Genomic DNA, 23,725 nt, shown 5'->3' with positions numbered 1-23,725 from the left:
CGTTTTGCCTATTGATCCGACAGAGAGAGCGCATGACAACCTTAAGCTGTAAAGTGACCTCGGTAGAAGCTATAACTGACACCGTATATCGCGTTCGTTTAGTGCCAGACGCGGCGTTTTCCTTTCGTGCTGGCCAGTATTTAATGGTCGTGATGGACGAAAGGGATAAGCGTCCGTTCTCCATGGCATCAACGCCGGACGAGCAAGGATTCATTGAGCTGCACGTTGGCGCCTCTGAGCTAAATCTTTACGCCATGGCCGTGATGGACCGTATTCTGAAAGACCGGGAAATCAAGGTCGATATTCCGCATGGCGAAGCCTGGCTGCGTGATGAAGACGAGCGCCCGCTGATCCTGATTGCCGGAGGTACAGGGTTCTCTTACGTGCGTTCTATTCTGCTTACCGCGCTGGCGCGCAATCCCAACCGCGATATCACTATTTACTGGGGCGGGCGCGAAGAGAAGCATCTCTACGATCTCTCAGAGCTGGAAGCATTGTCGGTGAATCACCCGAACCTGCGTGTTGAGCCGGTGGTAGAGCAGCCTGAAGACGGCTGGCGTGGTCGTACGGGAACCGTGTTAACGGCAGTATTGCAGGATTACGGTACTCTGGCGGAACACGATATCTACATTGCCGGTCGTTTTGAGATGGCAAAAATCGCGCGCGACCTGTTCTGTAATGAGCGTCAGGCACGTGAAGATCGCCTGTTTGGCGACGCGTTCGCGTTCATTTAAGCGCTGTGCGCCGGAGTCCTTCCGGCGCATCCATCACCAACCTTACTTCTTCTAACAGGGTGCAAGCCCGGTCTCACTGCTCCTCTTTTCAGAACATTTTTAGTAAACATGTTTTTCCTATCTGTTAACCATAAAACTGATTTTTTGTGACGGGTCTCATTTTGTTTAGTAAACAAAATGGGCAAGCTGTATCGCATCACATTGCTGGACATCAACGAGGGAAAACCATGAGGCTCGGACTGGATATCGGCGGGACTAAAATTGAAGCGGTGGTGATTGATAACGCGGGTGAAATTGTTTACCGCGAGCGATGTGCGACACCAAAGCAGAGTTACGGTGATTTTTTCCAGGCCGTGACGGAGATGATTTCTAAGGCCAGACTGGCCGTTAATCAGTCTTTATCGGTTGGTGTTGGAGTGCCTGGCGCGGTGGATAGCGAAGGTTTGATTAAGAATTCGAACATCCTGGTGTTGAATCAGCAGGCTTTTGCTCAAGACCTTGAGCTAGCGTTAGGAATACCCGTGCCTGTTACTAATGATGCCAACTGCTTTACCCTGTCGGAAGCGATGGACGGTAGCGGACACGGGCATAGCGTGGTATTTGGTGTGATCCTCGGTACCGGTTGCGGCGGTGGACTATGCATCGATAACCGTTTGATCTCTGGACCTAACGCCTGTGCAGGAGAGTGGGGACATAATGCATTGCCGCGCTACCACGAATCTCGGGATGGGGCTGAAGTGACATGCTATTGCGGACAGGTGAACTGTATTGAGAGCTTTATTTCCGGCAGCGGCCTGGAGCGTCAGTATATGAGTCACACCGCACAACATGCAGATGTGCCACATATTATGCAGCGGGTAGAATCGGGTGATGCAGATGCCTGTTTGTTATGGGAACGCTATTGCGATCAGCTGGCGCGCGCGTTGGCGGGGGTGGTGAATACGCTCGATCCCGATGTTATCGTGCTGGGCGGTGGGGTATCCAATATCACTTTACTGTACTCAGGCTTGCAGGCGCGAGTGGCGCAGTACGTATTTGGTAAACAGTGCCGTACGCCGATCGTTCAGGCCCGACACGGTGACAGCAGCGGCGTACGCGGCGCGGCCTGGCTGGGGGCACAAAAGGCCAGCGTAAATCAATGAGAGTGACATGACGAAACCTGTACGTATCAGGGACATTGCCGAAGCTTGTGGTGTCTCGGTTGGCGCGGTTTCCCGCGCCCTGAAAGGGCAGCCAGGGCTACGTGAAGATACCCGGCTGCGCATTATTTCTGTGGCGCAGCAGCAGGGTTATGATTTTTCTCGCCTGCGCGCAGACAAGATCAAACGCGTCCTGTTTTTGCTGCACCGCCAGCACAATATCAGCCGGGCATTGCCGTTTTATTCTCAACTGCTGCTGGGGATAGAAGATAACTGTCGTGACCATGGTATTGCGCTGAGCTTTCTCTCCATTGGTCCAGGCGATGCAGTGAGTGAGCAGGTGATGTTGCACCAGCCTGATGCGCTGATCTGCGCGGGATTTTTTGAGCCTGAATTACTTGGCTTGCTGCAACAGATGAAACTGCCGTTGGTGCTGGTGGATCTCTGGGCGCCGGACCTGCCTTGCGTGAACCCGGACAATACCCAGGGCGGTTATCTGGCCACGCAACATCTGATTGCGCAAGGGCGCAGCCGTATCGCTTTTCTTGCCAGTTCGCTTGCGCACTACAGCATCCGTCAGCGCGAGAAGGGCTACCGTCAGGCATTGTATGAAGCCCGCTTGCTGATGCCGCCAGAGTATGAAGCCATTGCGCCGCCACTGCTGGATACCGAGCAATCTTTGGTGGAGGCGGTTAATGAATTGCTCAGTCTGCCAGAGCCGCCCGACGCCATTTTTGCCTATAACGACGCGGCAGCGCTGGTTGTTCAACGGGTGTGTACGCAGCAGGGTATACGTATCCCGGAAGATCTTGCGTTGGTGGGGTTTGATGATATTGATGCTGCGGCCTGGTCACATCCACCACTCACCACCATTGCGGTTGATAAACAACAATTGGGGCGTGAAGCGCTGCGTTTATTGCTGGAAGAAAATCAGGAAGAGAATCTGCTGTTGCCGGTGCAGTTAGTGGTGCGTGGTAGTTCAGGGAAATAAAAAACCCGCCCCTGACAGGCGGGAAGAACGGCAACTAAACCTTTCCCCGTCATAATTCACTCTGCCTCTTTGTTGGCTGCCTTTGCTCACCCCGGTCACATAGTTATCTATGCTCCCGGGGATTCGCTCAGTTGCCGCCGCGATGCAGCGCGAATTATTTAGGGGAATTTATCTTTGATTAAACTCGCTCAAATACCGTTGCGATGCCCTGGCCTAACCCGATACACATCGTCGCCAGGCCAAACTGTACGTCTTTGCGTTCCATCAGATTGAGCAGGGTGGTGCTGATACGCGCCCCGGAGCATCCCAGTGGGTGGCCCAGAGCGATCGCGCCGCCGTTGAGGTTGATCTTCTCGTCTATCTGCTCCATCAGTCCCAGATCTTTAATGCACGGCAGGATCTGAGCGGCAAAGGCTTCGTTCATTTCAAACAAGCCGATGTCGCTGGTGGAGAGTCCCGCTTTTTTCAGCGCCAACTTTGAGGCCGGAACCGGACCGTAACCCATGATGGAAGGGTCGCAGCCGACTACCGCCATCGAACGAATACGGGCACGCGGCGTCAGACCCAGTTCACGGGCGCGACTTTCACTCATGACCAGCATCGCCGCTGCGCCGTCGGAGAGCGCGGAGGAGGTACCGGCAGTGACCGTTCCACTAACCGGATCGAACGCTGGGCGCAGGGTGGAGAGCGCTTCAACGGTTGTCTCCGGGCGGATAACCTCATCGTAGTTAAACTGCTTCAGCACGCCGTCGGCATCATGACCGCCGGTCGGGATGATTTCGTTTTTAAATGCGCCAGACTGTGTTGCAGCCCAGGCGCGAGCATGTGAACGTGCGGCGAAAGCATCCTGCATTTCACGGCTGATGCCGTGCATGCGGGAGAGCATTTCTGCGGTCAGACCCATCATCCCCGCCGCTTTTGCTACGTTGCGGCTCATGCCCGGATGGAAATCAACGCCGTGGCTCATTGGTACATGGCCCATATGCTCCACGCCACCAATCAGGCACGCCTGAGCATCGCCGGTCATGATCATACGTGCCGCGTCGTGCAGCGCCTGCATTGATGAACCGCACAGGCGGTTCACGGTGACCGCCGGAACGGAGTGCGGGATTTCCGCCAGCAGCGCGGCGTTACGGGCGATGTTGAAACCCTGCTCAAGCGTTTGCTGCACACAGCCCCAGTAAATGTCATCCAGCGCGGTTGGATCCAGCGCCGGATTACGCGCCAGCAGGCTACGCATTAAGTGTGCGGAGAGATCTTCTGCACGCACGTTACGAAACGCCCCCCCTTTTGAACGGCCCATCGGGGTACGGATCGCATCAACAATTACAACCTGTTCCATTGTGACTCCTTAAGCCGTTTTCAGGCTGCCAACCGGGCGGGCAGGCTCAACCTGGGGATAATACGGTTCGTTATGGCGCGCCTTATCACGCAGACCAGCAGGAACTTCATACAGCGCTCCGAGGTGCTGATACTGCTGGGCCATATCGAGATACTTCGCGCTGCCGAGCGTATCCAGCCAGCGGAACGCGCCGCCGTGGAAAGGAGGGAAGCCCAGGCCATACACCAGCGCCATATCGGCTTCTGCCGGGCTGGCGATAATACCTTCTTCCAGGCACCGTACCACTTCGTTGACCATCGGGATCATCATGCGAGCGATAATCTCTTCATCACTGAATTCGCGTTTCGGCTGGCTGACTTCTGCCAGCAGATCATCAACGGTGGCATCCTCTTCTTTTTTCGGCTTGCCCTTGTTGTCTTCTTTATAACGCCAGAATCCAAGACCGTTTTTCTGTCCGAAACGGTTAGCATCAAACAGGGCGTCTATCGCGTCGCGATAATCTTTCTGCATACGCTGAGGGAAGCCTGCGGACATCACTGCCTGCGCGTGATGTGCGGTATCAATTCCCACCACGTCCAGCAGATAAGCCGGGCCCATCGGCCAGCCAAACTGTTTTTCCATGACTTTATCGACTTTGCGGAAATCCGCCCCATCGCGCAGCAACTGGCTGAAACCGGCAAAATACGGGAACAGCACGCGGTTCACGAAGAAACCGGGGCAGTCGTTGACCACAATTGGCGTTTTGCCCATCTGGCTTGCCCATGCGACAACTTTGGCGATGGTTTCATCCGAGCTTTTCTCGCCGCGAATGATCTCAACCAGTGGCATGCGGTGTACTGGGTTAAAGAAGTGCATCCCACAGAAGTTTTCCGGGCGCTTGAGCGCGCTGGCCAGCTCGTTGATTGGGATGGTAGAGGTATTCGACGCCAGTACGGTGTCCGGGCGTACCTGATCTTCGGTTTCCGCCAGTACCGCTTTTTTCACTTTCGGGTTTTCCACGACCGCTTCAACCACCACGTCCACACGCTCAAAACCGCTATAGTCGAGGGTTGGATGAATAGTGGAAATCACGCCCGCCATTTTCAGACCGTCAATTTTGCCGCGCTCAAGCTGTTTGTTCAGCAGTTTGGCCGCTTCGGTCATGCCCAGCGTTAATGATTTGTCGTTGATATCTTTCATGACAACCGGCACGCCTTTCCAGGCTGACTGGTAAGCGATGCCGCCGCCCATAATGCCTGCACCCAGCACTGCCGCTTGCTTTGGTGCTTCAATATTTTTGGTGAGCTTTTTGGCTTTGGCTTTCACGAACTGATCGTTAAGGAAGATCCCAACCAGCGCGCGAGCTTCACTGGTGTGCGCCAGTGGCACAAAGCTTTTATTTTCCAGATTCAGCGCTTCTTCACGGCCAAAACGAGCCGCTGCTTCAATGGTTTTTACCGCGGTAATCGGTGCGGGATAATGCTTACCTGCCGTCTGCGCCACCATGCCTTTGGCGATGGTAAAGCTCATAGCCGCTTCAATTTTGCTGAGTTTCAACGGCTCCAGCTTAGGCTGACGTTTGGCTTTCCAGTCGAGGTCGCCGTTAATCGCCTGACGTAATACCGCGATCGCGCCATCAAGCAGTTTGTCTTGCTTCACTACGCCATCGACCAGACCGATTTTTAGCGCCTGCTCAGCACCAACGTCTTTACCTGCCGCAATAATTTCCAGCGCGCTGTCCGCACCCAGCATACGTGGCATACGCACAGAGCCGCCAAAGCCCGGCATAATGCCCAGCTTGGTTTCCGGCAGACCAATGCGCAGGTCCGGCGTTGCCAGACGATAATCGGTTGCCAGGACACACTCGCAGCCACCGCCCAACGCATAGCCATTTACCGCTGAGAGGGTCGGAACAGGTAGATCTTCGAGGCGGTTAAAGACGCTGTTGGCAAAATGCAGCCACTGGCTCAGTTGCTCTTCAGGCACGAGGAACAGTGAAAGGAATTCGGTGATATCGGCACCAACAATAAAGGCTGCTTTGTTAGAGCGCAGCAGCAGCCCTTTTAAATTCGGTTGTTTTTCCAGCACATCAAGCGCATGGCCCAGGCTGGCAACGGTGGCCGTGTCGAGTTTATTGACCGAACCAGGGGCATCGAACACCAGTTCGGCGATGCCATCTTCCAGCCAGTCGAGGTACAGGGTGTCGCCTTTGTAAAGCATGTCAGTCTCCTGAATCCGCAAGGTGATCTGGTCATACCAGATGAATCGAAGTGTGTGTTTTATGTTAATAAAATGCAAACGAATGATTAAAGAAATGACGATTCGATCACGCTCGGCAGAAATCACGCACTCACAAAGCGATGTGCTAAGATGCGGAGACTTGAGGTCAAAAAAACAGAAGGGTAGAAAATGGAATCACTGGCCGCACTCTATAAAAATCATATCGTTACCTTACAAGAACGGACGCGCGACGCGCTGGAGCGCTTCAAGCTGGATGCGTTACTTATTCACTCAGGCGAACTTGTTAACGTCTTTCTCGACGATCATCCGTATCCGTTTAAGGTCAATCCGCAATTCAAAGCCTGGGTGCCTGTCACGCAGGTTCCTAACTGCTGGTTGCTGGTGGATGGCGTAAACAAGCCGAAACTGTGGTTCTACCTGCCGGTCGATTACTGGCACAACGTTGAGCCGCTGCCTACCTCTTTCTGGACGGAAGAAATCGAGATCATCGCGCTGCCGAAAGCGGATGGTATCGGTAGCCAACTGCCTGCTGCTCGCGGCAATATCGGTTACATTGGCCCGGTTCCGGAACGTGCCCTGCAATTGGACATTGCGGCCAGCAACATCAACCCGAAAGGGGTGATCGACTACCTGCATTATTACCGTGCCTATAAAACGGACTACGAACTGGCCTGTATGCGCGAAGCGCAGAAAATGGCGGTAAATGGACACCGTGCAGCAGAAGAGGCGTTCCGTTCCGGAATGAGCGAGTTTGACATCAACCTCGCTTACCTGACTGCCACCGGTCACCGCGACACCGACGTGCCATACAGCAACATTGTGGCGCTTAACGAGCATGCTTCGGTTCTTCATTACACCAAGCTGGATCATCAGGCGCCGTCTGAAATCCGCAGCTTCCTGCTCGACGCTGGCGCGGAATACAACGGCTATGCGGCAGACCTGACGCGTACCTGGTCGGCGAAAAACGACAACGACTATGCGCATCTGGTGAAAGACGTTAACGACGAAGAGCTGGCGCTGATTGCCACCATGAAAGCAGGTGCCAGCTACGTGGATTACCACATTCAGTTCCACCAGCGCATCGCGAAGCTGCTGCGTAAGCATCAAATCATCACCGATATGAGTGAAGAGGCGATGGTAGAAAACGATCTTACTGGGCCGTTTATGCCACACGGCATTGGTCACCAGTTGGGCCTGCAGGTACATGATGTCGCTGGCTTTATGCAGGATGACAGTGGTACCCATCTGGCCGCGCCGTCGAAGTATCCTTACCTGCGTTGCACCCGCGTATTGCAACCGGGCATGGTTCTGACCATCGAACCGGGCATTTACTTCATTGAATCTCTGCTGGCGCCGTGGCGTGAAGGGCAGTTCAGCAAACACTTCAACTGGCAGAAAATTGAAGCCCTGAAACCGTTCGGCGGTATTCGTATTGAAGACAACGTGGTGGTCCACGAAAACAATATCGAAAACATGACTCGGGATTTGAAACTGGCGTAATGGACAGTTGGTTAATCCCTGCGGGGCCGGTTAGCGTCGTCGAAGAGATCAAAAAAAGCCGCTTCATTACGCTGCTCGCCCATACGGACGGCGTAGAAGCGGCAAAAGCGTTTGTTGAGTCAGTCAAAGCGGAACACCCGGACGCCCGCCACCATTGCGTGGCGTGGGTGGCGGGTGCGCCCAATGACTCGCAGCAGCTAGGATTTTCAGACGATGGCGAACCGGCAGGTACGGCAGGTAAACCGATGCTCGCACAGCTGATGGGGAGCGGTGTCGGTGAGATTACCGCTGTAGTCGTGCGCTACTACGGCGGTATCCTTCTCGGTACTGGAGGATTGGTAAAAGCCTACGGCGGCGGTGTGAATCAGGCGTTGCGCCAGTTAACGACACAGCGCAAGACGCCATTAACCGAATATACTTTGCAGTGTGAGTACGGTCAGCTGGCAGGCATTGAAGCTTTGCTGGGGCAGTTTGACGGTAAAGTCGTTGCCAGTGATTACCAGGCTTTTGTTCGACTCAGGGTGGCGCTTCCTTTTGCCAAAGTGGATGAGTTTTCGGCAAAACTGGCGGATTTTAGTCGTGGTTCATTGCAATTGTTAGCGATTGAAGAATAATCCCCACCTCATTTTAAAGAACTAAGGAAGCGGCAGAGATGCATTTTCGCGCCATCACCCGAATCGTTGGACTACTGGTCATCTTATTCTCGGGGACAATGATTATCCCTGGACTGGTAGCGCTCATCTACCGTGACGGGGCAGGGCGTGCATTCACCCAAACTTTCTTCGTTGCTTTGGCGATCGGCTCCATGCTGTGGTGGCCAAACCGTAAAGAGAAGGGCGAGCTGAAATCGCGCGAAGGATTTCTGATTGTCGTTTTGTTCTGGACCGTTCTGGGCAGCGTGGGTGCGCTACCGTTCATCTTTGCGGAAAGCCCAAACCTGACGATAACCGACGCTTTTTTTGAATCCTTTTCCGGATTGACCACCACCGGTGCAACGACGTTGGTGGGGCTGGATTCATTGCCACACGCGATTCTCTTTTATCGCCAGATGCTGCAATGGTTCGGCGGGATGGGGATCATCGTGCTGGCGGTGGCTATCCTGCCTATTCTTGGCGTGGGTGGGATGCAGCTCTATCGGGCAGAAATGCCGGGGCCGCTGAAAGATAATAAGATGCGCCCGCGTATTGCCGAAACGGCGAAAACGCTGTGGCTTATCTATGTATTACTGACGGTGGCGTGCGCGCTGGCGCTATGGTTTGCCGGGATGCCCGCGTTTGACGCCATTGGGCACAGTTTTGCCACGATTGCCATCGGTGGTTTTTCCACACACGATGCCAGCGTGGGGTATTTCGACAGTCCCACGATTAATACGATTATTGCAATCTTCTTGCTGATCTCCGGTTGTAACTATGGTCTGCACTTCTCTTTATTAAGTGGGCGTAGTCTGAAGGTTTACTGGCGCGATCCGGAATTCCGCATGTTCATCGGCGTGCAGTTGACGCTGGTGGCTGTCTGTACGTTGGTGCTGTGGATACACAATACCTATGGCTCGGCGCTCACGACGATCAACCAGGCCTTTTTCCAGGTGGTATCGATGGCGACGACTGCCGGATTTACCACGGACAGTATTGCCCGCTGGCCGCTGTTCCTGCCGGTGCTGCTGCTGTGTTCTGCTTTTATCGGCGGCTGTGCCGGGTCGACGGGGGGGGGCTTGAAGGTGATTCGTATCCTGCTGCTGTTTAAGCAAGGCAACCGCGAATTGAAACGACTGGTTCATCCGAATGCGGTTTACAGTATCAAACTGGGTAACCGTGCGTTGCCGGAGCGAATTCTCGAAGCCGTATGGGGATTCTTCTCTGCCTATGCGTTGGTCTTTATTATCAGTATGCTGGCGATTATTGCGACCGGCGTTGATGACTTCTCCGCGTTTGCCTCCGTTGTGGCAACGTTGAATAACCTGGGGCCTGGACTGGGGGTTGTTGCCGACAACTTTGCCAGTATGAACCCTGTGGCGAAGTGGATCCTGATTGCCAATATGCTGTTTGGTCGTCTGGAGGTCTTTACTCTGCTGGTGCTCTTTACCCCTACCTTCTGGCGTGAATAATGGAGTAACACGTGAAAACACTGATTCTTTTTTCTTCCCGGGACGGACAAACGCGTGAAATCGCTGAATATCTGGCTTCTGAACTCAAAGAGCTGGGCGTTTGGGCAGATGTTGTTAATTTGCATCGTACCGCGGAGCCGGACTGGCAAAATTATGACAGCGTGGTGATTGGCGCCTCGATTCGCTATGGTCATTACCATGCTGCTTTTCAGGAGTTTGTGAAAAAGCATGCCACACGGCTGAATTCGATGCCGAGTGCGTTCTACTCCGTAAACCTCGTTGCCCGTAAACCGGAGAAACGTACGCCGCAAACCAACAGCTATGCGCGTAAGTTCCTGATGGGTTCGCCGTGGCGACCAGATCACAGTGCAGTCATTGCGGGTGCTTTGCTGTATCCCCGCTATCGCTGGTATGACCGAGTTATGATCCAACTGATAATGAAGATGTCAGGCGGTGAAACGGATACGAATAAAGAAGTGGTGTATACCGATTGGGAACAGGTTGCGAGATTCGCGCGGGAAATAGCCCAATTAACCAACAAAACGTCGTTAAAATAAACGTAAAGAATAAAAAATACGCACTCGGAAGATTATTTTAAATTTCCCCTTGTCAGCCTGAAATAACTCCCTATAATGCGCCTCCACTGACACGGAACAACGGATTACAAGCCGCCGGGTCAGCGGGGTTCCACTGAGAACTCCGGCGAAGAAAGCGAAATTAAATGCTTGACTTCGCAGCGGGATAGCGTAATATGCACACCCCGCGCCGCTGAGAAAAAGCGAAGCGGCACTGCTCTTTAACAATTTATCAGACAATCTGTGTGGGCACTCGAAGATACGGATTCTTAACGTCGCAAGACGAAAAATGAATACCAAGTCTCTGAGTGAACATGCGTAATTCATTACGAAGTTTAATTCACGAGCATCAAACTTAAATTGAAGAGTTTGATCATGGCTCAGATTGAACGCTGGCGGCAGGCCTAACACATGCAAGTCGAACGGTAGCACAGAGGAGCTTGCTCCTTGGGTGACGAGTGGCGGACGGGTGAGTAATGTCTGGGAAACTGCCCGATGGAGGGGGATAACTACTGGAAACGGTAGCTAATACCGCATAACGTCGCAAGACCAAAGAGGGGGACCTTCGGGCCTCTTGCCATCGGATGTGCCCAGATGGGATTAGCTAGTAGGTGGGGTAACGGCTCACCTAGGCGACGATCCCTAGCTGGTCTGAGAGGATGACCAGCCACACTGGAACTGAGACACGGTCCAGACTCCTACGGGAGGCAGCAGTGGGGAATATTGCACAATGGGCGCAAGCCTGATGCAGCCATGCCGCGTGTATGAAGAAGGCCTTCGGGTTGTAAAGTACTTTCAGCGAGGAGGAAGGCGTTGTGGTTAATAACCGCAGCGATTGACGTTACTCGCAGAAGAAGCACCGGCTAACTCCGTGCCAGCAGCCGCGGTAATACGGAGGGTGCAAGCGTTAATCGGAATTACTGGGCGTAAAGCGCACGCAGGCGGTCTGTCAAGTCGGATGTGAAATCCCCGGGCTCAACCTGGGAACTGCATCCGAAACTGGCAGGCTAGAGTCTTGTAGAGGGGGGTAGAATTCCAGGTGTAGCGGTGAAATGCGTAGAGATCTGGAGGAATACCGGTGGCGAAGGCGGCCCCCTGGACAAAGACTGACGCTCAGGTGCGAAAGCGTGGGGAGCAAACAGGATTAGATACCCTGGTAGTCCACGCCGTAAACGATGTCGACTTGGAGGTTGTGCCCTTGAGGCGTGGCTTCCGGAGCTAACGCGTTAAGTCGACCGCCTGGGGAGTACGGCCGCAAGGTTAAAACTCAAATGAATTGACGGGGGCCCGCACAAGCGGTGGAGCATGTGGTTTAATTCGATGCAACGCGAAGAACCTTACCTACTCTTGACATCCAGAGAACTTAGCAGAGATGCTTTGGTGCCTTCGGGAACTCTGAGACAGGTGCTGCATGGCTGTCGTCAGCTCGTGTTGTGAAATGTTGGGTTAAGTCCCGCAACGAGCGCAACCCTTATCCTTTGTTGCCAGCGATTCGGTCGGGAACTCAAAGGAGACTGCCAGTGATAAACTGGAGGAAGGTGGGGATGACGTCAAGTCATCATGGCCCTTACGAGTAGGGCTACACACGTGCTACAATGGCATATACAAAGAGAAGCGACCTCGCGAGAGCAAGCGGACCTCATAAAGTATGTCGTAGTCCGGATTGGAGTCTGCAACTCGACTCCATGAAGTCGGAATCGCTAGTAATCGTGGATCAGAATGCCACGGTGAATACGTTCCCGGGCCTTGTACACACCGCCCGTCACACCATGGGAGTGGGTTGCAAAAGAAGTAGGTAGCTTAACCTTCGGGAGGGCGCTTACCACTTTGTGATTCATGACTGGGGTGAAGTCGTAACAAGGTAACCGTAGGGGAACCTGCGGTTGGATCACCTCCTTACCTTAAAGAAACGTTCTTTGTAGTGCTCACACAGATTGTCTGATGAAAAATTAGCAGTAAGAAAATCTCTGCAGGCTTGTAGCTCAGGTGGTTAGAGCGCACCCCTGATAAGGGTGAGGTCGGTGGTTCAAGTCCACTCAGGCCTACCAAATTCTTTCTGATACCGCGTTGTGAAACGACTCGCATACTTCAGTATGCTTCGCCGCTCCACGCCTTGTCTCAGCAGGAATTAAGGTGAATGAGATAACTACGATGGGGCTATAGCTCAGCTGGGAGAGCGCCTGCCTTGCACGCAGGAGGTCTGCGGTTCGATCCCGCATAGCTCCACCATCTTTACTGCAAAAACACAAGAAAACTTCAGAGTGTACCTGAAAAGGTTCACTGCGAAGTTTTGCTCTTTAAAAATCTGGATCAAGCTGAAAATTGAAACGACACACTGTTTCATTTCTCCGTAATAAGAAATGAAAAGCGGTGTGTTCGAGTCTCTCAAATTTTCGCAACACGTTGGTGTTTTACGAAACATCTTCGGGTTGTGAGGTTAAGCGACTAAGCGTACACGGTGGATGCCCTGGCAGTCAGAGGCGATGAAGGACGTGCTAATCTGCGATAAGCGTCGGTAAGGTGATATGAACCGTTATAACCGGCGATTTCCGAATGGGGAAACCCAGTGTGATTCGTCACACTATCATTACGTGAATACATAGCGTAATGAAGCGAACCGGGGGAACTGAAACATCTAAGTACCCCGAGGAAAAGAAATCAACCGAGATTCCCCCAGTAGCGGCGAGCGAACGGGGAGCAGCCCAGAGTCTGAATCAGCTTGTGTGTTAGTGGAACGGTCTGGAAAGTCCGACGGTACAGGGTGATAGTCCCGTACACCAAAATGCACAGGTTGTGAACTCGAAGAGTAGGGCGGGACACGTGGTATCCTGTCTGAATATGGGGGGACCATCCTCCAAGGCTAAATACTCCTGACTGACCGATAGTGAACCAGTACCGTGAGGGAAAGGCGAAAAGAACCCCGGCGAGGGGAGTGAAAAAGAACCTGAAACCGTGTACGTACAAGCAGTGGGAGCCTCTTTATGGGGTGACTGCGTACCTTTTGTATAATGGGTCAGCGACTTATATTCTGTAGCAAGGTTAACCGTATAGGGGAGCCGAAGGGAAACCGAGTCTTAACTGGGCGTTAAGTTGCAGGGTATAGACCCGAAACCCGGTGATCTAGCCATGGGCAGGTTGAAGGTTGGGTAACACTAACTGGAGGACCGAACCGACTAATGTTGAAAAATTAGCGGATGACTTGTGGCTGGGGGTGAAAGGCCAATCAAACCGGGAGATAGCTGGTTCTCCCCGAAAGCTATTTAGGTAGCGCCTCGTGAACTCATCTTCGGGGGTAGAGCACTGTTTCGGCTAGGGGGTCATCCCGACTTACCAACCCGATGCAAACTGCGAATACCGAAGAATGTTATCACGGGAGACACACGGCGGGTGCTAACGTCCGTCGTGAAGAGGGAAACAACCCAGACCGCCAGCTAAGGTCCCAAAGTCATGGTTAAGTGGGAAACGATGTGGGAAGGCACAGACAGCCAGGATGTTGGCTTAGAAGCAGCCATCATTTAAAGAAAGCGTAATAGCTCACTGGTCGAGTCGGCCTGCGCGGAAGATGTAACGGGGCTAAACCATGCACCGAAGCTGCGGCAGCGACACTATGTGTTGTTGGGTAGGGGAGCGTTCTGTAAGCCGTTGAAGGTGTATCGTGAGGTATGCTGGAGGTATCAGAAGTGCGAATGCTGACATAAGTAACGATAATGCGGGTGAAAAACCCGCACGCCGGAAGACCAAGGGTTCCTGTCCAACGTTAATCGGGGCAGGGTGAGTCGACCCCTAAGGCGAGGCCGAAAGGCGTAGTCGATGGGAAACAGGTTAATATTCCTGTACTTGGTGTTACTGCGAAGGGGGGACGGAGAAGGCTATGTTAGCCGGGCGACGGTTGTCCCGGTTTAAGCATGTAGGCGGAGGTTCCAGGTAAATCCGGTACCTTTTTAACGCTGAGGTGTGATGACGAGGCACTACGGTGCTGAAGTAACAAATGCCCTGCTTCCAGGAAAAGCCTCTAAGCATCAGGTAACACGAAATCGTACCCCAAACCGACACAGGTGGTCAGGTAGAGAATACCAAGGCGCTTGAGAGAACTCGGGTGAAGGAACTAGGCAAAATGGTGCCGTAACTTCGGGAGAAGGCACGCTGATATGTAGGTGAAGTGATTTACTCATGGAGCTGAAATCAGTCGAAGATACCAGCTGGCTGCAACTGTTTATTAAAAACACAGCACTGTGCAAACACGAAAGTGGACGTATACGGTGTGACGCCTGCCCGGTGCCGGAAGGTTAATTGATGGGGTTATCCGTAAGGAGAAGCTCTTGATCGAAGCCCCGGTAAACGGCGGCCGTAACTATAACGGTCCTAAGGTAGCGAAATTCCTTGTCGGGTAAGTTCCGACCTGCACGAATGGCGTAATGATGGCCAGGCTGTCTCCACCCGAGACTCAGTGAAATTGAACTCGCTGTGAAGATGCAGTGTACCCGCGGCAAGACGGAAAGACCCCGTGAACCTTTACTATAGCTTGACACTGAACACTGGTCCTTGATGTGTAGGATAGGTGGGAGGCTTTGAAGTGTGGACGCCAGTCTGCATGGAGCCATCCTTGAAATACCACCCTTTAATGGCTGGTGTTCTAACGTGGACCCGTTACCCGGGTTGCGGACAGTGTCTGGTGGGTAGTTTGACTGGGGCGGTCTCCTCCTAAAGAGTAACGGAGGAGCACGAAGGTTAGCTAATCCTGGTCGGACATCAGGAGGTTAGTGCAAAGGCATAAGCTAGCTTGACTGCGAGAGTGACGGCTCGAGCAGGTGCGAAAGCAGGTCTTAGTGATCCGGTGGTTCTGAATGGAAGGGCCATCGCTCAACGGATAAAAGGTACTCCGGGGATAACAGGCTGATACCGCCCAAGAGTTCATATCGACGGCGGTGTTTGGCACCTCGATGTCGGCTCATCACATCCTGGGGCTGAAGTAGGTCCCAAGGGTATGGCTGTTCGCCATTTAAAGTGGTACGCGAGCTGGGTTTAGAACGTCGTGAGACAGTTCGGTCCCTATCTGCCGTGGGCGCTGGAGAATTGAGGGGGGCTGCTCCTAGTACGAGAGGACCGGAGTGGACGCATCACTGGTGTTCGGGTTGTCATGCCAATGGCATTGCCCGGTAGCTAAATGCGGAAGAGATAAGTGCTGAAAGCATCTAAGCACGAAACTTGCCCCGAGATGAGTTCTCCCTGAGACTTTAAGTCTCCTGAAGGAACGTTAAAGACGATGACGTTGATAGGTCGGGTGTGTAAGTGTAGCGATACATTGAGCTAACCGATACTAATGAACCGTGAGGCTTAACCTTACAACGCCGAAGATGTTTTGGCGAAGAGACGACATTCAGCTTGATACAGATTACATCAGAACGCATAAAGCGGTCTGATAACAGAATTTGCCTGGCGGCTGTAGCGCGGTGGTCCCACCTGACCCCATGCCGAACTCAGAAGTGAAACGCCGTAGCGCCGATGGTAGTGTGGGGTCTCCCCATGCGAGAGTAGGGAACTGCCAGGCATCAAATAAAGTGAAAAAGCCCATCCTGACGGATGGGCTTTTTTGCGTGTGTGCGGGGTAAAAACCGCCGGGCTGAACGTATTGTGCAGGCCTGATAAGCGTAGCGCATCAGGCAGATCACGACACCGCAGTTATCTTCTGGCCCATTGCGTAACAAAATCAGCTACTTGCTGTGTGTTGTTGATATCTAACAATGGAACATCCACCGCCAGCGGAACGTCACTGGCAACCGCTATAACATAGTCGTCCATCACCAATTCCTCAGGACTATGCCCGCAGCCTTCGCGGAAAAGTAGGATCTTAGCGACAGGTTCATGCTTAAATCCCTCGACCAACACCATATCCAACGTTGAAGCGTCCATCCGGCTTACCAGATACGCTAAATCCAGTTCGGGCTCTTTCGGTGTTTCTACCATTAATGCCCAACGTTGCTGGCTGGCGACCAGCGTTTGTGCTGCACCGGCTTTGCGTAACTCATAGCTATCTTTACCGGGCTTGTCGACATCCATCTTGTGATGAGTATGCTTAATCAATCCGGGACGTATACCTCTGGCACGTAGTTCCGGGATCAACTTTTTGAGCAGCGTGGTTTTTCCCGTGCCGCTCCATGCCGCAATGGCGAGTAATGGGATCATGATTTTTCCTGCCATTTTGCGAGCTCTTCGGGGGTGTTCACGTTTACGAACGCATCTTTATGATCGCTGAAATCGACAGCATGACCGCCAGCCAGACGCATAAAGACCATAACGCGTCGTTCACCGGACTGAAGATAATCCTGCAGTAAAGGCTGCATAGAGCGGTGCATCAGCGCAATGGTTGGGTGATCTCTTTCACCATCATGCACCCAGACAACCGGTGCTGCTTTGCGCTGCTCTTTTAAACGAGCGACCAGATCGTGAGGAATATAGGGCATATCGCACGGGCAGAACAAAAACCATTCCCCCGTTTGCTGCAGGAATACCGATAGCATCCCGGCCAGTGGGCCAGGGAAATCGGCCAATGAATCGGGAATAACTTTCAGGCCGCTTTGCTGGTATATATCCCTGTGGCGATTGGCATTAACCACCACGGTTTCGACCTGCAAAGCGAGAATGTCGGCCACATGTCGCCAAAGAGGTTTACCGTCCAGCTCAAGCAGACCTTTATCGGTTCCGCCCATCCGTCTGGCCTTACCGCCAGCCAGCACAACCCCTGTTATTGCACTATCCAGAATCACTGATATCGCCTCTTTTAATGTGGGATTGACCCTGCTAACGTATCTGTATTGAGCCTAAGGAGCACAACCATGAAATGTAAACGTCTGAATGAAGTTATTGAACTCCTCCAGCCTGCCTGGCAGAAGGAACCCGATCTTAACCTGATGCAATTTTTACAGAAACTGGCGCAAGAGTCAGGTTTTGACGGCGAACTGGCGGATTTAACTGATGACATTCTGATCTATCACCTGAAAATGCGTGACTCGGCGAAAGATGCGGTCATTCCAGGTATTCAGAAAGATTATGAAGAAGATTTTAAAACTGCACTACTCCGCGCACGTGGCGTAATTAAAGAGTAAAAGCTTGTAATCGCCGCCACCGAAAGCGCTGCGAAATGATATCCTGAATCATTCGTAGTATTTTCCGGATGATGGGATGAACGACAACGCTTTTAATTTCCAGACGCTACACCCGGATACCATCATGGATGCACTGTTTGAGCAGGGGATCCGGGTGGACTCCGGGCTTACCCCGCTTAACAGCTATGAAAACCGTGTCTATCAATTCCAGGACGAAGACCGTCGACGCTTTGTCGTTAAGTTTTATCGCCCTGAACGTTGGTCTGTCGATCAGATCCAGGAAGAGCACCAGTTTGCTCTGGAACTGGTAAACGATGAAGTCCCGGTAGCTGCTCCGCTGGAATTCAGCGGTCAAACGCTATTAAGCCATCAGGGTTTCCATTATGCGATCTTTCCCAGCGTCGGTGGACGTCAGTTTGAAGCCGACAACATCGATCAGATGGAGGCGGTGGGGCGCTATCTCGGGCGTATGCACCAGACCGGATGCAAGCGTACTTTTGCCTTCCGCCCAACGATCGGCCTTGAAGAATACCTGACTGAGCCGCGTAAAGTTTTTGAACACGCACAGCTAATCCCATCAGGGCAAAAAGCGGCCTTCCTGAAGGCAACGGATGCGCTTATGGCGATCGTTACTGAACGCTGGCATACGCGTTTAACCACGTTACGCCTGCACGGTGATTGTCATGCCGGTAATATTCTGTGGCGCGATGGTCCGATGTTTGTCGATTTAGATGATGCCCGCAACGGTCCGGCTATTCAGGATTTATGGATGCTCCTCAATGGCGATAAAGCTGAACAACGTATGCAGCTTGAAACCATTATCGAGGCTTATGAAGAGTTTAGTGAGTTCGACATCTCTGAAATCGGACTGATAGAACCTTTACGCGCTATGCGTTTAGTTTATTATCTTGCCTGGCTAATTCGACGTTGGGCTGACCCTGCATTTCCAAAAAACTTCCCGTGGTTAACCGGGGAAGATTACTGGCATCGTCAGACCGCGACCTTTATTGAGCAGGCAAAAATTCTGCAAGAGCCCCCCTTACAATTAACGCCAATGTATTAATCGGAGAAACTTGAACATGAAAAAAATATGGCTGGCGCTGGCTGGTATGGTCTTAGCTTTTAGCGCATCTGCAGCGCAGTTCCAGGATGGCAAACAATACATCACTCTGGAAAAGCCAGTTGCGGGTGAACCGCAAGTGTTGGAGTTCTTCTCCTTCTACTGCCCGCACTGCTACCAGTTTGAAGAAGTGCTTCACGTATCTGATAATGTGAAGAAAAAGCTGCCGGAAGGCACCAAGATGACCAAATACCACGTCGAGTTTCTCGGGCCTTTGGGTAAAGATCTGACGCAGGCATGGGCGGTTGCAATGGCGCTGGGTGTTGAAGATCAGGTCACCGTTCCGCTGTTTGAAGGCGTTCAGAAAACCCAGACCGTTCAGTCTGTTGCTGATATCCGTAAAGTGTTTGTCGACGCAGGTATTAAAGGCGAAGATTATGATGCGGCATGGAATAGCTTCGTGGTGAAATCACTCGTGGCACAGCAGGAAAAAGCGGCGGCTGATTTACAGCTGCAGGGCGTTCCGGCGATGTTCGTGAATGGCAAATATCAGGTCAACCCACAGGGCATGGATACCAGCAGCATGGATATCTTCGTACAACAGTATGCGGATACCGTGAAGTACCTGGTTGGTCAGAAATAAAAGCAAAAGCCGGTCACTGACCGGCTTTTTTATTTGAGGCTTTAATCGCGTCGAGCTGCGCGTCTTTCTCACTCCATAGCGTATTTAGCCAGAGCTGAAACCGACGCTTGAATCCCTTATCGTTCACGTAATCACCGTGCAACTCTTCATGAATTGGCTCCAGATTCACCCGCACGACAATCCGCGTTAACTTACCGCTCAGCATGTCGTAGAACGGTCGACTGCTGTTTTCCGGATAGCACAACGTGACGTTCAACATTTTATCGAACTGTGAACCCAGTACATTCAATGCCATTGCAATACCGGCCGCCTTAGGAGGGAGCAGGTTTTGATAGGGCGAGCGGGTTTGCTCACGTTTATCTTTGGTAAAGCGCGAACCTTCGACAAAATTCACAATGGTTGTCGGGTGTACGCGAAATTTCTCGCAGGAACGACGCGTTGTTTCGACATCTTTACCACGGCGTTCCGGATGGCGAAGCAGATAGCCACGTGAATAGCGTTTCATAAACGGCATATCCAGCGCCCAGCAGGCCAGGCCAATAAAGGGTACCCAGGCCAACTGCTGCTTGAGGAAATATTTATTCATCGGGATGTGCTTACGGAACAGAACGCAAAGCACAACGATATCGGCCCAGCTGTAATGATTACAAATGAGCAGATACCAGTTTTTCTTGCTAAGACCTTCCAGTCCTTCAACATCCCACTTTAGCCGTGGATTAAGGTGCAGCAGTAGCGCCAGACCTTCACACCAGCAGTACATCATGAAATTACAGAAGACAGAAACCTTGCGCCAGACGACAGGAATAGGCAAAAGGAGTTTCACAACCCCGGCAAGGATGATCGGCACAGAACAAAAAATCGTGACCAATATGGTCAATACGATACTCAGCAACAGCGTTATCGCAGCGAGTATTCTCGTCATAATTAAATTATTCAAAAGGTTAGCCATAGACAGTGCGCGAAAGAGGCGCAAGGGGCTGATTTTATCAGAAAACGAACCAAATGATGGATCTTCCCTCAATAGAAAAAAGAGGAATATCTATCCACATCAGGATATAAGCTGTAAAAATGGGATAAAATGCTGTGTATTTATTTAATTCATTGAAATACATATAAAAATATTATGAGTCAATAATTGCCTTGTTATATTTAAAGAGCTGTAAATTATTTATTCACAAAGTTATCCACAGCTGTCTTTGCGAGCAAAGCAGAAGATCTACAAAAGTTTTTCGACAAATGCGGCGAAAAACTCATGTTTTCATCCTGTCTGTGGCATCCTTTACCCATAATCTGATAAACAGGCACGGACATTATGGTTCAGATCCCAGAAAACCCACTTATCCTTGTAGATGGCTCATCTTACCTGTATCGCGCATACCACGCGTTCCCACCGCTGACTAACAGCGCAGGAGAACCTACGGGCGCGATGTACGGTGTCCTCAACATGCTGCGTAGCTTGATTTTGCAATATCAGCCGACCCACGCGGCGGTGGTATTCGACGCCAAGGGTAAAACCTTCCGTGATGAGTTATTCGAACACTATAAGTCGCACCGCCCACCCATGCCGGACGATCTGCGTGCGCAGATTGAACCTCTGCATGCGATGGTAAAAGCGATGGGGCTGCCACTGTTGGCGGTTTCTGGCGTGGAGGCGGATGATGTCATCGGTACGCTGGCGCGGGAAGCAGAGAAGGTGGGTCGTCCGGTGCTGATTAGCACTGGTGATAAAGATATGGCTCAGTTGGTGACGCCGAATATCACCCTTATCAACACCATGACCAATACGATCCTCGGCCCGGATGAGGTGGTAAATAAATACGGTGTCCCGCCGGAACTGATCATCGATTTCCTGGCGCTGATGGGGGATTCCTCAGATAACATCCCTGGCGTTCCAGGCGTAGGTGAAAAAACTGCGCAGGCTCTGCTGCAGGGGCTGGGTGGGCTGGATACTCTCTATGCTGAATCAGACAAAATTGCAGGGCTGACATTCCGTGGTGCGAAAACCATGGCGGGCAAACTTGAGCAGAATAAAGAGGTGGCGTACCTCTCTTATCAATTGGCTACTATCAAAACGGATGTTGAGCTGGAGTTGACCTGCGAGCAGCTGGAAGTCCGTCAACCGGCAGCGGAAGAACTGCTTGGCCTGTTTAAACAGTATGAATTCAAACGTTGGGTTACTGACGTTGAAGCGGGTAAATGGCTACAGGCGAAAGGGACGAAGCCGGCGGCAAAACCGCAAGAAACTATTGTCGTCGATGAAACGCCTGAGGAGCCGGCTACGGTTCTTTCGTATGATAACTATGTGACGATTCTGGACGAAGCGACGCTGGAAGAGTGGATCGCGAAGCTGAAAAAAGCACCTGTCTTTGCCTTCGATACTGAAACTGACAGCCTGGACAATATTTCCGCGAATCTGGTTGGCCTGTCTTTTGCCATTGAACCGGGTGTGGCGGCATATGTTCCTGTTGCCCACGATTACCTGGATGCCCCCGATCAAATAGCTCGCGATCGCGCGCTGCAGCTGCTGAAGCCGCTGCTGGAAGATGAGAACGCGCACAAAGTCGGGCAGAACCTGAAGTACGATCGTGGTATCCTGGCGAACTATGGCATCGAGCTGCGCGGCATCACCTTTGACACCATGCTTGAATCCTACATTCTTAACAGCGTCGCTGGCCGACACGATATGGACAGCCTGTCGGACCGCTGGCTTAAACATAAAACCATCACCTTTGAAGAGATCGCTGGAAAAGGCAAAAACCAGCTGACCTTTAACCAGATAGCATTGGAAGAAGCCGGGCGTTACGCTGCGGAAGACGCCGACGTTACGCTACAGCTGCATCTGAAAATGTGGCCAGAATTACAGCAGCATAAAGGGCCACTGAACGTCTTTGAAAATATCGATATGCCGCTGGTGCCAGTTTTGTCTCGTGTTGAGCGCAACGGTGTGAAAATCGATCCGGCTGTTCTGCACAAGCATTCAGAAGAACTGACGCTGCGTTTGAACGAGCTGGAGCAAAAAGCGCACGAGATCGCCGGAGAAGCGTTTAACCTGTCTTCCACCAAGCAACTGCAAACCATCCTGTTTGAAAAGCAGGGTATTAAGCCGCTGAAGAAAACCCCTGGCGGCGCGCCATCAACGTCAGAAGAAGTGCTGGAAGAGCTCGCGCTGGATTATCCGTTGCCGAAAGTTATCCTGGAATATCGTGGTTTAGCAAAACTGAAGTCGACCTATACGGATAAGCTTCCGTTGATGATTAACAAGAAGACCGGGCGCGTGCACACTTCCTATCATCAGGCAGTTACCGCAACGGGTCGCTTGTCTTCAACGGATCCGAACCTGCAAAACATCCCGGTACGTAATGACGAAGGTCGTCGTATTCGTCAGGCGTTCATTGCGCCAGAAGACTACGTGATTGTCTCTGCGGACTACTCACAGATTGAACTGCGTATCATGGCGCACCTTTCACGTGATAAAGGTCTGCTTACCGCGTTTGCCGAAGGGAAAGATATTCACCGCGCAACGGCGGCAGAAGTCTTTGGTTTACCGCTTGATTCTGTGACCAGCGAGCAACGCCGCAGCGCGAAAGCCATCAACTTCGGTTTGATCTACGGGATGAGCGCTTTTGGTCTGGCGCGCCAGTTGAATATTCCGCGTAAAGAAGCACAGAAGTACATGGATCTCTACTTCGAACGCTACCCTGGCGTGTTGGAATATATGGAACGCACCCGCGCGCAGGCGAAAGAGCAGGGTTATGTAGAAACGCTGGAAGGTCGCCGTCTCTATTTACCGGATATTAAATCCAGTAATGGTGCTCGTCGTGCAGGTGCAGAACGCGCGGCAATTAACGCCCCGATGCAGGGTACTGCCGCAGACATTATCAAACGAGCGATGATTGCGGTGGACAGATGGCTGCAAACCGAGCAACCGCGTGTGCGTATGATCATGCAGGTACACGATGAACTGGTGTTTGAGGTGCATAAAGATGACCTCGAAAGCGTCTCTAAAAAGATCCACCAACTGATGGAAAACGAGACCCAGATTGACGTGCCGTTGCTGGTGGAAGTCGGTAGTGGCGAAAACTGGGATCAGGCGCACTAAGGGTTTACTGAATAACGGCTCTTTTTCGTAACTAAGCAACATAAGAGAGAGCTTTTTGTGATGTCCATTAGAATTCCCTATGTAAGGAATGAAAAAAAATTACAAAAAGTGCTTTCTGAGCTGCTCAAAAAAGAGTAAAGTTATTCTCGTAGGGTACAGAGGTAAGATGTTCTATCTTTCAGACCTTTTACTTCACGTAATCGGATTTGGCTGAA

General features: G+C 52.0%; 17 protein-coding genes, 2 tRNA genes and 3 rRNA genes. 17 read left to right on the top strand and 5 right to left on the bottom strand.

Annotation, left to right across the window (positions count from 1 at the left end; translation table 11 throughout):
• The first annotated feature begins 32 nt into the window (after positions 1-32).
• The 3 genes from fre to G4551_RS23125 all read left to right on the top strand — a co-directional run bounded on the left by fre (position 33) and on the right by G4551_RS23125 (position 2,864).
• The gene (fre, locus tag G4551_RS23135; protein WP_003017873.1) at positions 33-734 is read left to right on the top strand and encodes an NAD(P)H-flavin reductase; all 702 of its coding nucleotides are present in this window, start codon (positions 33-35) and stop codon (positions 732-734) included.
• A gap of 227 nt (positions 735-961) precedes the next feature.
• Positions 962-1,876, top strand: a complete 915-nt coding sequence (locus G4551_RS23130; protein ID WP_003841242.1) for an ROK family protein — start codon at positions 962-964, stop codon at positions 1,874-1,876.
• Positions 1,877-1,883: 7 nt separating this feature from the next.
• On the top strand, positions 1,884-2,864 hold the full coding sequence (locus G4551_RS23125) for a LacI family DNA-binding transcriptional regulator (protein WP_003841244.1): 981 nt from the start codon (positions 1,884-1,886) through the stop codon (positions 2,862-2,864).
• Positions 2,865-3,042: 178 nt separating this feature from the next.
• Here the strand turns inward: G4551_RS23125 and fadA are convergent, their stop codons facing one another.
• Positions 3,043-4,206, bottom strand: coding sequence for an acetyl-CoA C-acyltransferase FadA (gene fadA / locus G4551_RS23120; protein WP_003017858.1), 1,164 nt, complete (start codon positions 4,204-4,206; stop codon positions 3,043-3,045).
• A gap of 9 nt (positions 4,207-4,215) precedes the next feature.
• Entirely contained in the window at positions 4,216-6,405 is a 2,190-nt protein-coding gene (gene fadB, locus G4551_RS23115; RefSeq protein WP_003017855.1) for a fatty acid oxidation complex subunit alpha FadB, read from the bottom strand.
• Positions 6,406-6,594: 189 nt separating this feature from the next.
• Between fadB and pepQ the strand changes: the two genes are divergently transcribed.
• The 9 genes from pepQ (at position 6,595) to rrf (ending at position 16,153) form a co-directional block, all read left to right on the top strand.
• Positions 6,595-7,926, top strand: coding sequence for a Xaa-Pro dipeptidase (gene pepQ / locus G4551_RS23110; protein WP_003841250.1), 1,332 nt, complete (start codon positions 6,595-6,597; stop codon positions 7,924-7,926).
• The gene (locus G4551_RS23105; RefSeq protein ID WP_003841252.1) at positions 7,926-8,540 is read left to right on the top strand and encodes an IMPACT family protein; all 615 of its coding nucleotides are present in this window, start codon (positions 7,926-7,928) and stop codon (positions 8,538-8,540) included. Before pepQ ends, G4551_RS23105 begins: the two co-directional genes overlap by 1 nt.
• A gap of 38 nt (positions 8,541-8,578) precedes the next feature.
• Positions 8,579-10,030, top strand: a complete 1,452-nt coding sequence (gene trkH / locus G4551_RS23100) for a Trk system potassium transporter TrkH (protein WP_003017848.1) — start codon at positions 8,579-8,581, stop codon at positions 10,028-10,030.
• An 11-nt stretch (positions 10,031-10,041) separates the two neighbouring features.
• Positions 10,042-10,587 carry a menaquinone-dependent protoporphyrinogen IX dehydrogenase gene (gene hemG / locus G4551_RS23095; RefSeq protein ID WP_003841254.1) on the top strand — a complete coding sequence of 182 codons (546 nt, stop codon included), beginning with the start codon at positions 10,042-10,044 and terminating at the stop codon, positions 10,585-10,587.
• A gap of 375 nt (positions 10,588-10,962) precedes the next feature.
• A 16S ribosomal RNA gene (locus tag G4551_RS23090) occupies positions 10,963-12,504 on the top strand.
• A 72-nt stretch (positions 12,505-12,576) separates the two neighbouring features.
• Positions 12,577-12,653, top strand: a tRNA-Ile gene (locus tag G4551_RS23085).
• A 105-nt stretch (positions 12,654-12,758) separates the two neighbouring features.
• Positions 12,759-12,834 (top strand) — tRNA-Ala (locus G4551_RS23080).
• A 206-nt stretch (positions 12,835-13,040) separates the two neighbouring features.
• A 23S ribosomal RNA gene (locus tag G4551_RS23075) occupies positions 13,041-15,947 on the top strand.
• 90 nt (positions 15,948-16,037) lie between these two features.
• Positions 16,038-16,153: ribosomal RNA gene (gene rrf / locus G4551_RS23070) — 5S ribosomal RNA — on the top strand.
• Together the 16S, 23S and 5S rRNA genes with 2 tRNA genes alongside form the textbook arrangement of a ribosomal RNA operon.
• A gap of 131 nt (positions 16,154-16,284) precedes the next feature.
• Here the strand turns inward: rrf and mobB are convergent.
• Positions 16,285-16,788: a molybdopterin-guanine dinucleotide biosynthesis protein MobB gene (gene mobB / locus G4551_RS23065; RefSeq protein WP_003840407.1), complete on the bottom strand. Its 504-nt coding sequence runs from the start codon at positions 16,786-16,788 to the stop codon at positions 16,285-16,287.
• Positions 16,785-17,369 carry a molybdenum cofactor guanylyltransferase MobA gene (gene mobA / locus G4551_RS23060; RefSeq protein ID WP_003028614.1) on the bottom strand — a complete coding sequence of 195 codons (585 nt, stop codon included), beginning with the start codon at positions 17,367-17,369 and terminating at the stop codon, positions 16,785-16,787. Before mobA ends, mobB begins: the two co-directional genes overlap by 4 nt.
• Positions 17,370-17,438: 69 nt before the next feature.
• On the opposite strand from mobA, the gene G4551_RS23055 reads away from it, so the two are divergent.
• The 3 genes from G4551_RS23055 (at position 17,439) to dsbA (ending at position 19,411) form a co-directional block, all read left to right on the top strand.
• Complete coding sequence (locus G4551_RS23055; protein ID WP_003028616.1) at positions 17,439-17,708, top strand: YihD family protein; 270 nt, start codon at positions 17,439-17,441, stop codon at positions 17,706-17,708.
• A 76-nt stretch (positions 17,709-17,784) separates the two neighbouring features.
• Complete coding sequence (locus G4551_RS23050; protein ID WP_003840410.1) at positions 17,785-18,771, top strand: serine/threonine protein kinase; 987 nt, start codon at positions 17,785-17,787, stop codon at positions 18,769-18,771.
• 16 nt (positions 18,772-18,787) lie between these two features.
• Positions 18,788-19,411: a thiol:disulfide interchange protein DsbA gene (gene dsbA / locus G4551_RS23045; RefSeq protein WP_003028621.1), complete on the top strand. Its 624-nt coding sequence runs from the start codon at positions 18,788-18,790 to the stop codon at positions 19,409-19,411.
• Positions 19,412-19,424: 13 nt separating this feature from the next.
• Here the strand turns inward: dsbA and G4551_RS23040 are convergent, their stop codons facing one another.
• On the bottom strand, positions 19,425-20,360 hold the full coding sequence (locus tag G4551_RS23040) for an acyltransferase (protein ID WP_003028622.1): 936 nt from the start codon (positions 20,358-20,360) through the stop codon (positions 19,425-19,427).
• A gap of 363 nt (positions 20,361-20,723) precedes the next feature.
• On the opposite strand from G4551_RS23040, the gene polA reads away from it, so the two are divergent.
• Both polA and spfP read left to right on the top strand, forming a co-directional pair.
• A complete protein-coding gene (gene polA / locus G4551_RS23035) occupies positions 20,724-23,510 on the top strand; it encodes a DNA polymerase I (RefSeq protein WP_003840413.1) in 2,787 nt (928 codons plus the stop codon).
• A 166-nt stretch (positions 23,511-23,676) separates the two neighbouring features.
• Positions 23,677-23,724, top strand: a complete 48-nt coding sequence (gene spfP, locus G4551_RS24150) for a small protein SpfP (RefSeq protein WP_071892919.1) — start codon at positions 23,677-23,679, stop codon at positions 23,722-23,724.
• Position 23,725 lies beyond the last annotated feature (1 nt).

It is taken from the genome of Citrobacter freundii ATCC 8090 = MTCC 1658 = NBRC 12681 (genome assembly GCF_011064845.1).
Classification (GTDB): Bacteria; Pseudomonadota; Gammaproteobacteria; order Enterobacterales; family Enterobacteriaceae; genus Citrobacter; species Citrobacter freundii.
Note: the sequence above shows the minus strand (reverse complement) of the source record. Positions and strands in the feature narration are given on the sequence as shown.

Bases quoted from the DNA above. Each gene is read 5' to 3' on its own strand.
- mobB (WP_003840407.1), bottom strand. From the start codon at position 16,788: ATGATCCCATTACTCGCCATTGCGGCATGGAGCGGCACGGGAAAAACC.
- fadA (WP_003017858.1), bottom strand. From the start codon at position 4,206: ATGGAACAGGTTGTAATTGTTGATGCGATCCGTACCCCGATGGGCCGT.
- fre (WP_003017873.1), top strand. From the start codon at position 33: ATGACAACCTTAAGCTGTAAAGTGACCTCGGTAGAAGCTATAACTGAC.
- trkH (WP_003017848.1), top strand. From the start codon at position 8,579: ATGCATTTTCGCGCCATCACCCGAATCGTTGGACTACTGGTCATCTTA.
- fadB (WP_003017855.1), bottom strand. From the start codon at position 6,405: ATGCTTTACAAAGGCGACACCCTGTACCTCGACTGGCTGGAAGATGGC.
- G4551_RS23105 (WP_003841252.1), top strand. From the start codon at position 7,926: ATGGACAGTTGGTTAATCCCTGCGGGGCCGGTTAGCGTCGTCGAAGAG.
- G4551_RS23050 (WP_003840410.1), top strand. From the start codon at position 17,785: ATGAACGACAACGCTTTTAATTTCCAGACGCTACACCCGGATACCATC.
- G4551_RS23130 (WP_003841242.1), top strand. From the start codon at position 962: ATGAGGCTCGGACTGGATATCGGCGGGACTAAAATTGAAGCGGTGGTG.
- pepQ (WP_003841250.1), top strand. From the start codon at position 6,595: ATGGAATCACTGGCCGCACTCTATAAAAATCATATCGTTACCTTACAA.
- polA (WP_003840413.1), top strand. From the start codon at position 20,724: ATGGTTCAGATCCCAGAAAACCCACTTATCCTTGTAGATGGCTCATCT.
- G4551_RS23125 (WP_003841244.1), top strand. From the start codon at position 1,884: ATGACGAAACCTGTACGTATCAGGGACATTGCCGAAGCTTGTGGTGTC.
- dsbA (WP_003028621.1), top strand. From the start codon at position 18,788: ATGAAAAAAATATGGCTGGCGCTGGCTGGTATGGTCTTAGCTTTTAGC.
- G4551_RS23040 (WP_003028622.1), bottom strand. From the start codon at position 20,360: ATGGCTAACCTTTTGAATAATTTAATTATGACGAGAATACTCGCTGCG.
- G4551_RS23055 (WP_003028616.1), top strand. From the start codon at position 17,439: ATGAAATGTAAACGTCTGAATGAAGTTATTGAACTCCTCCAGCCTGCC.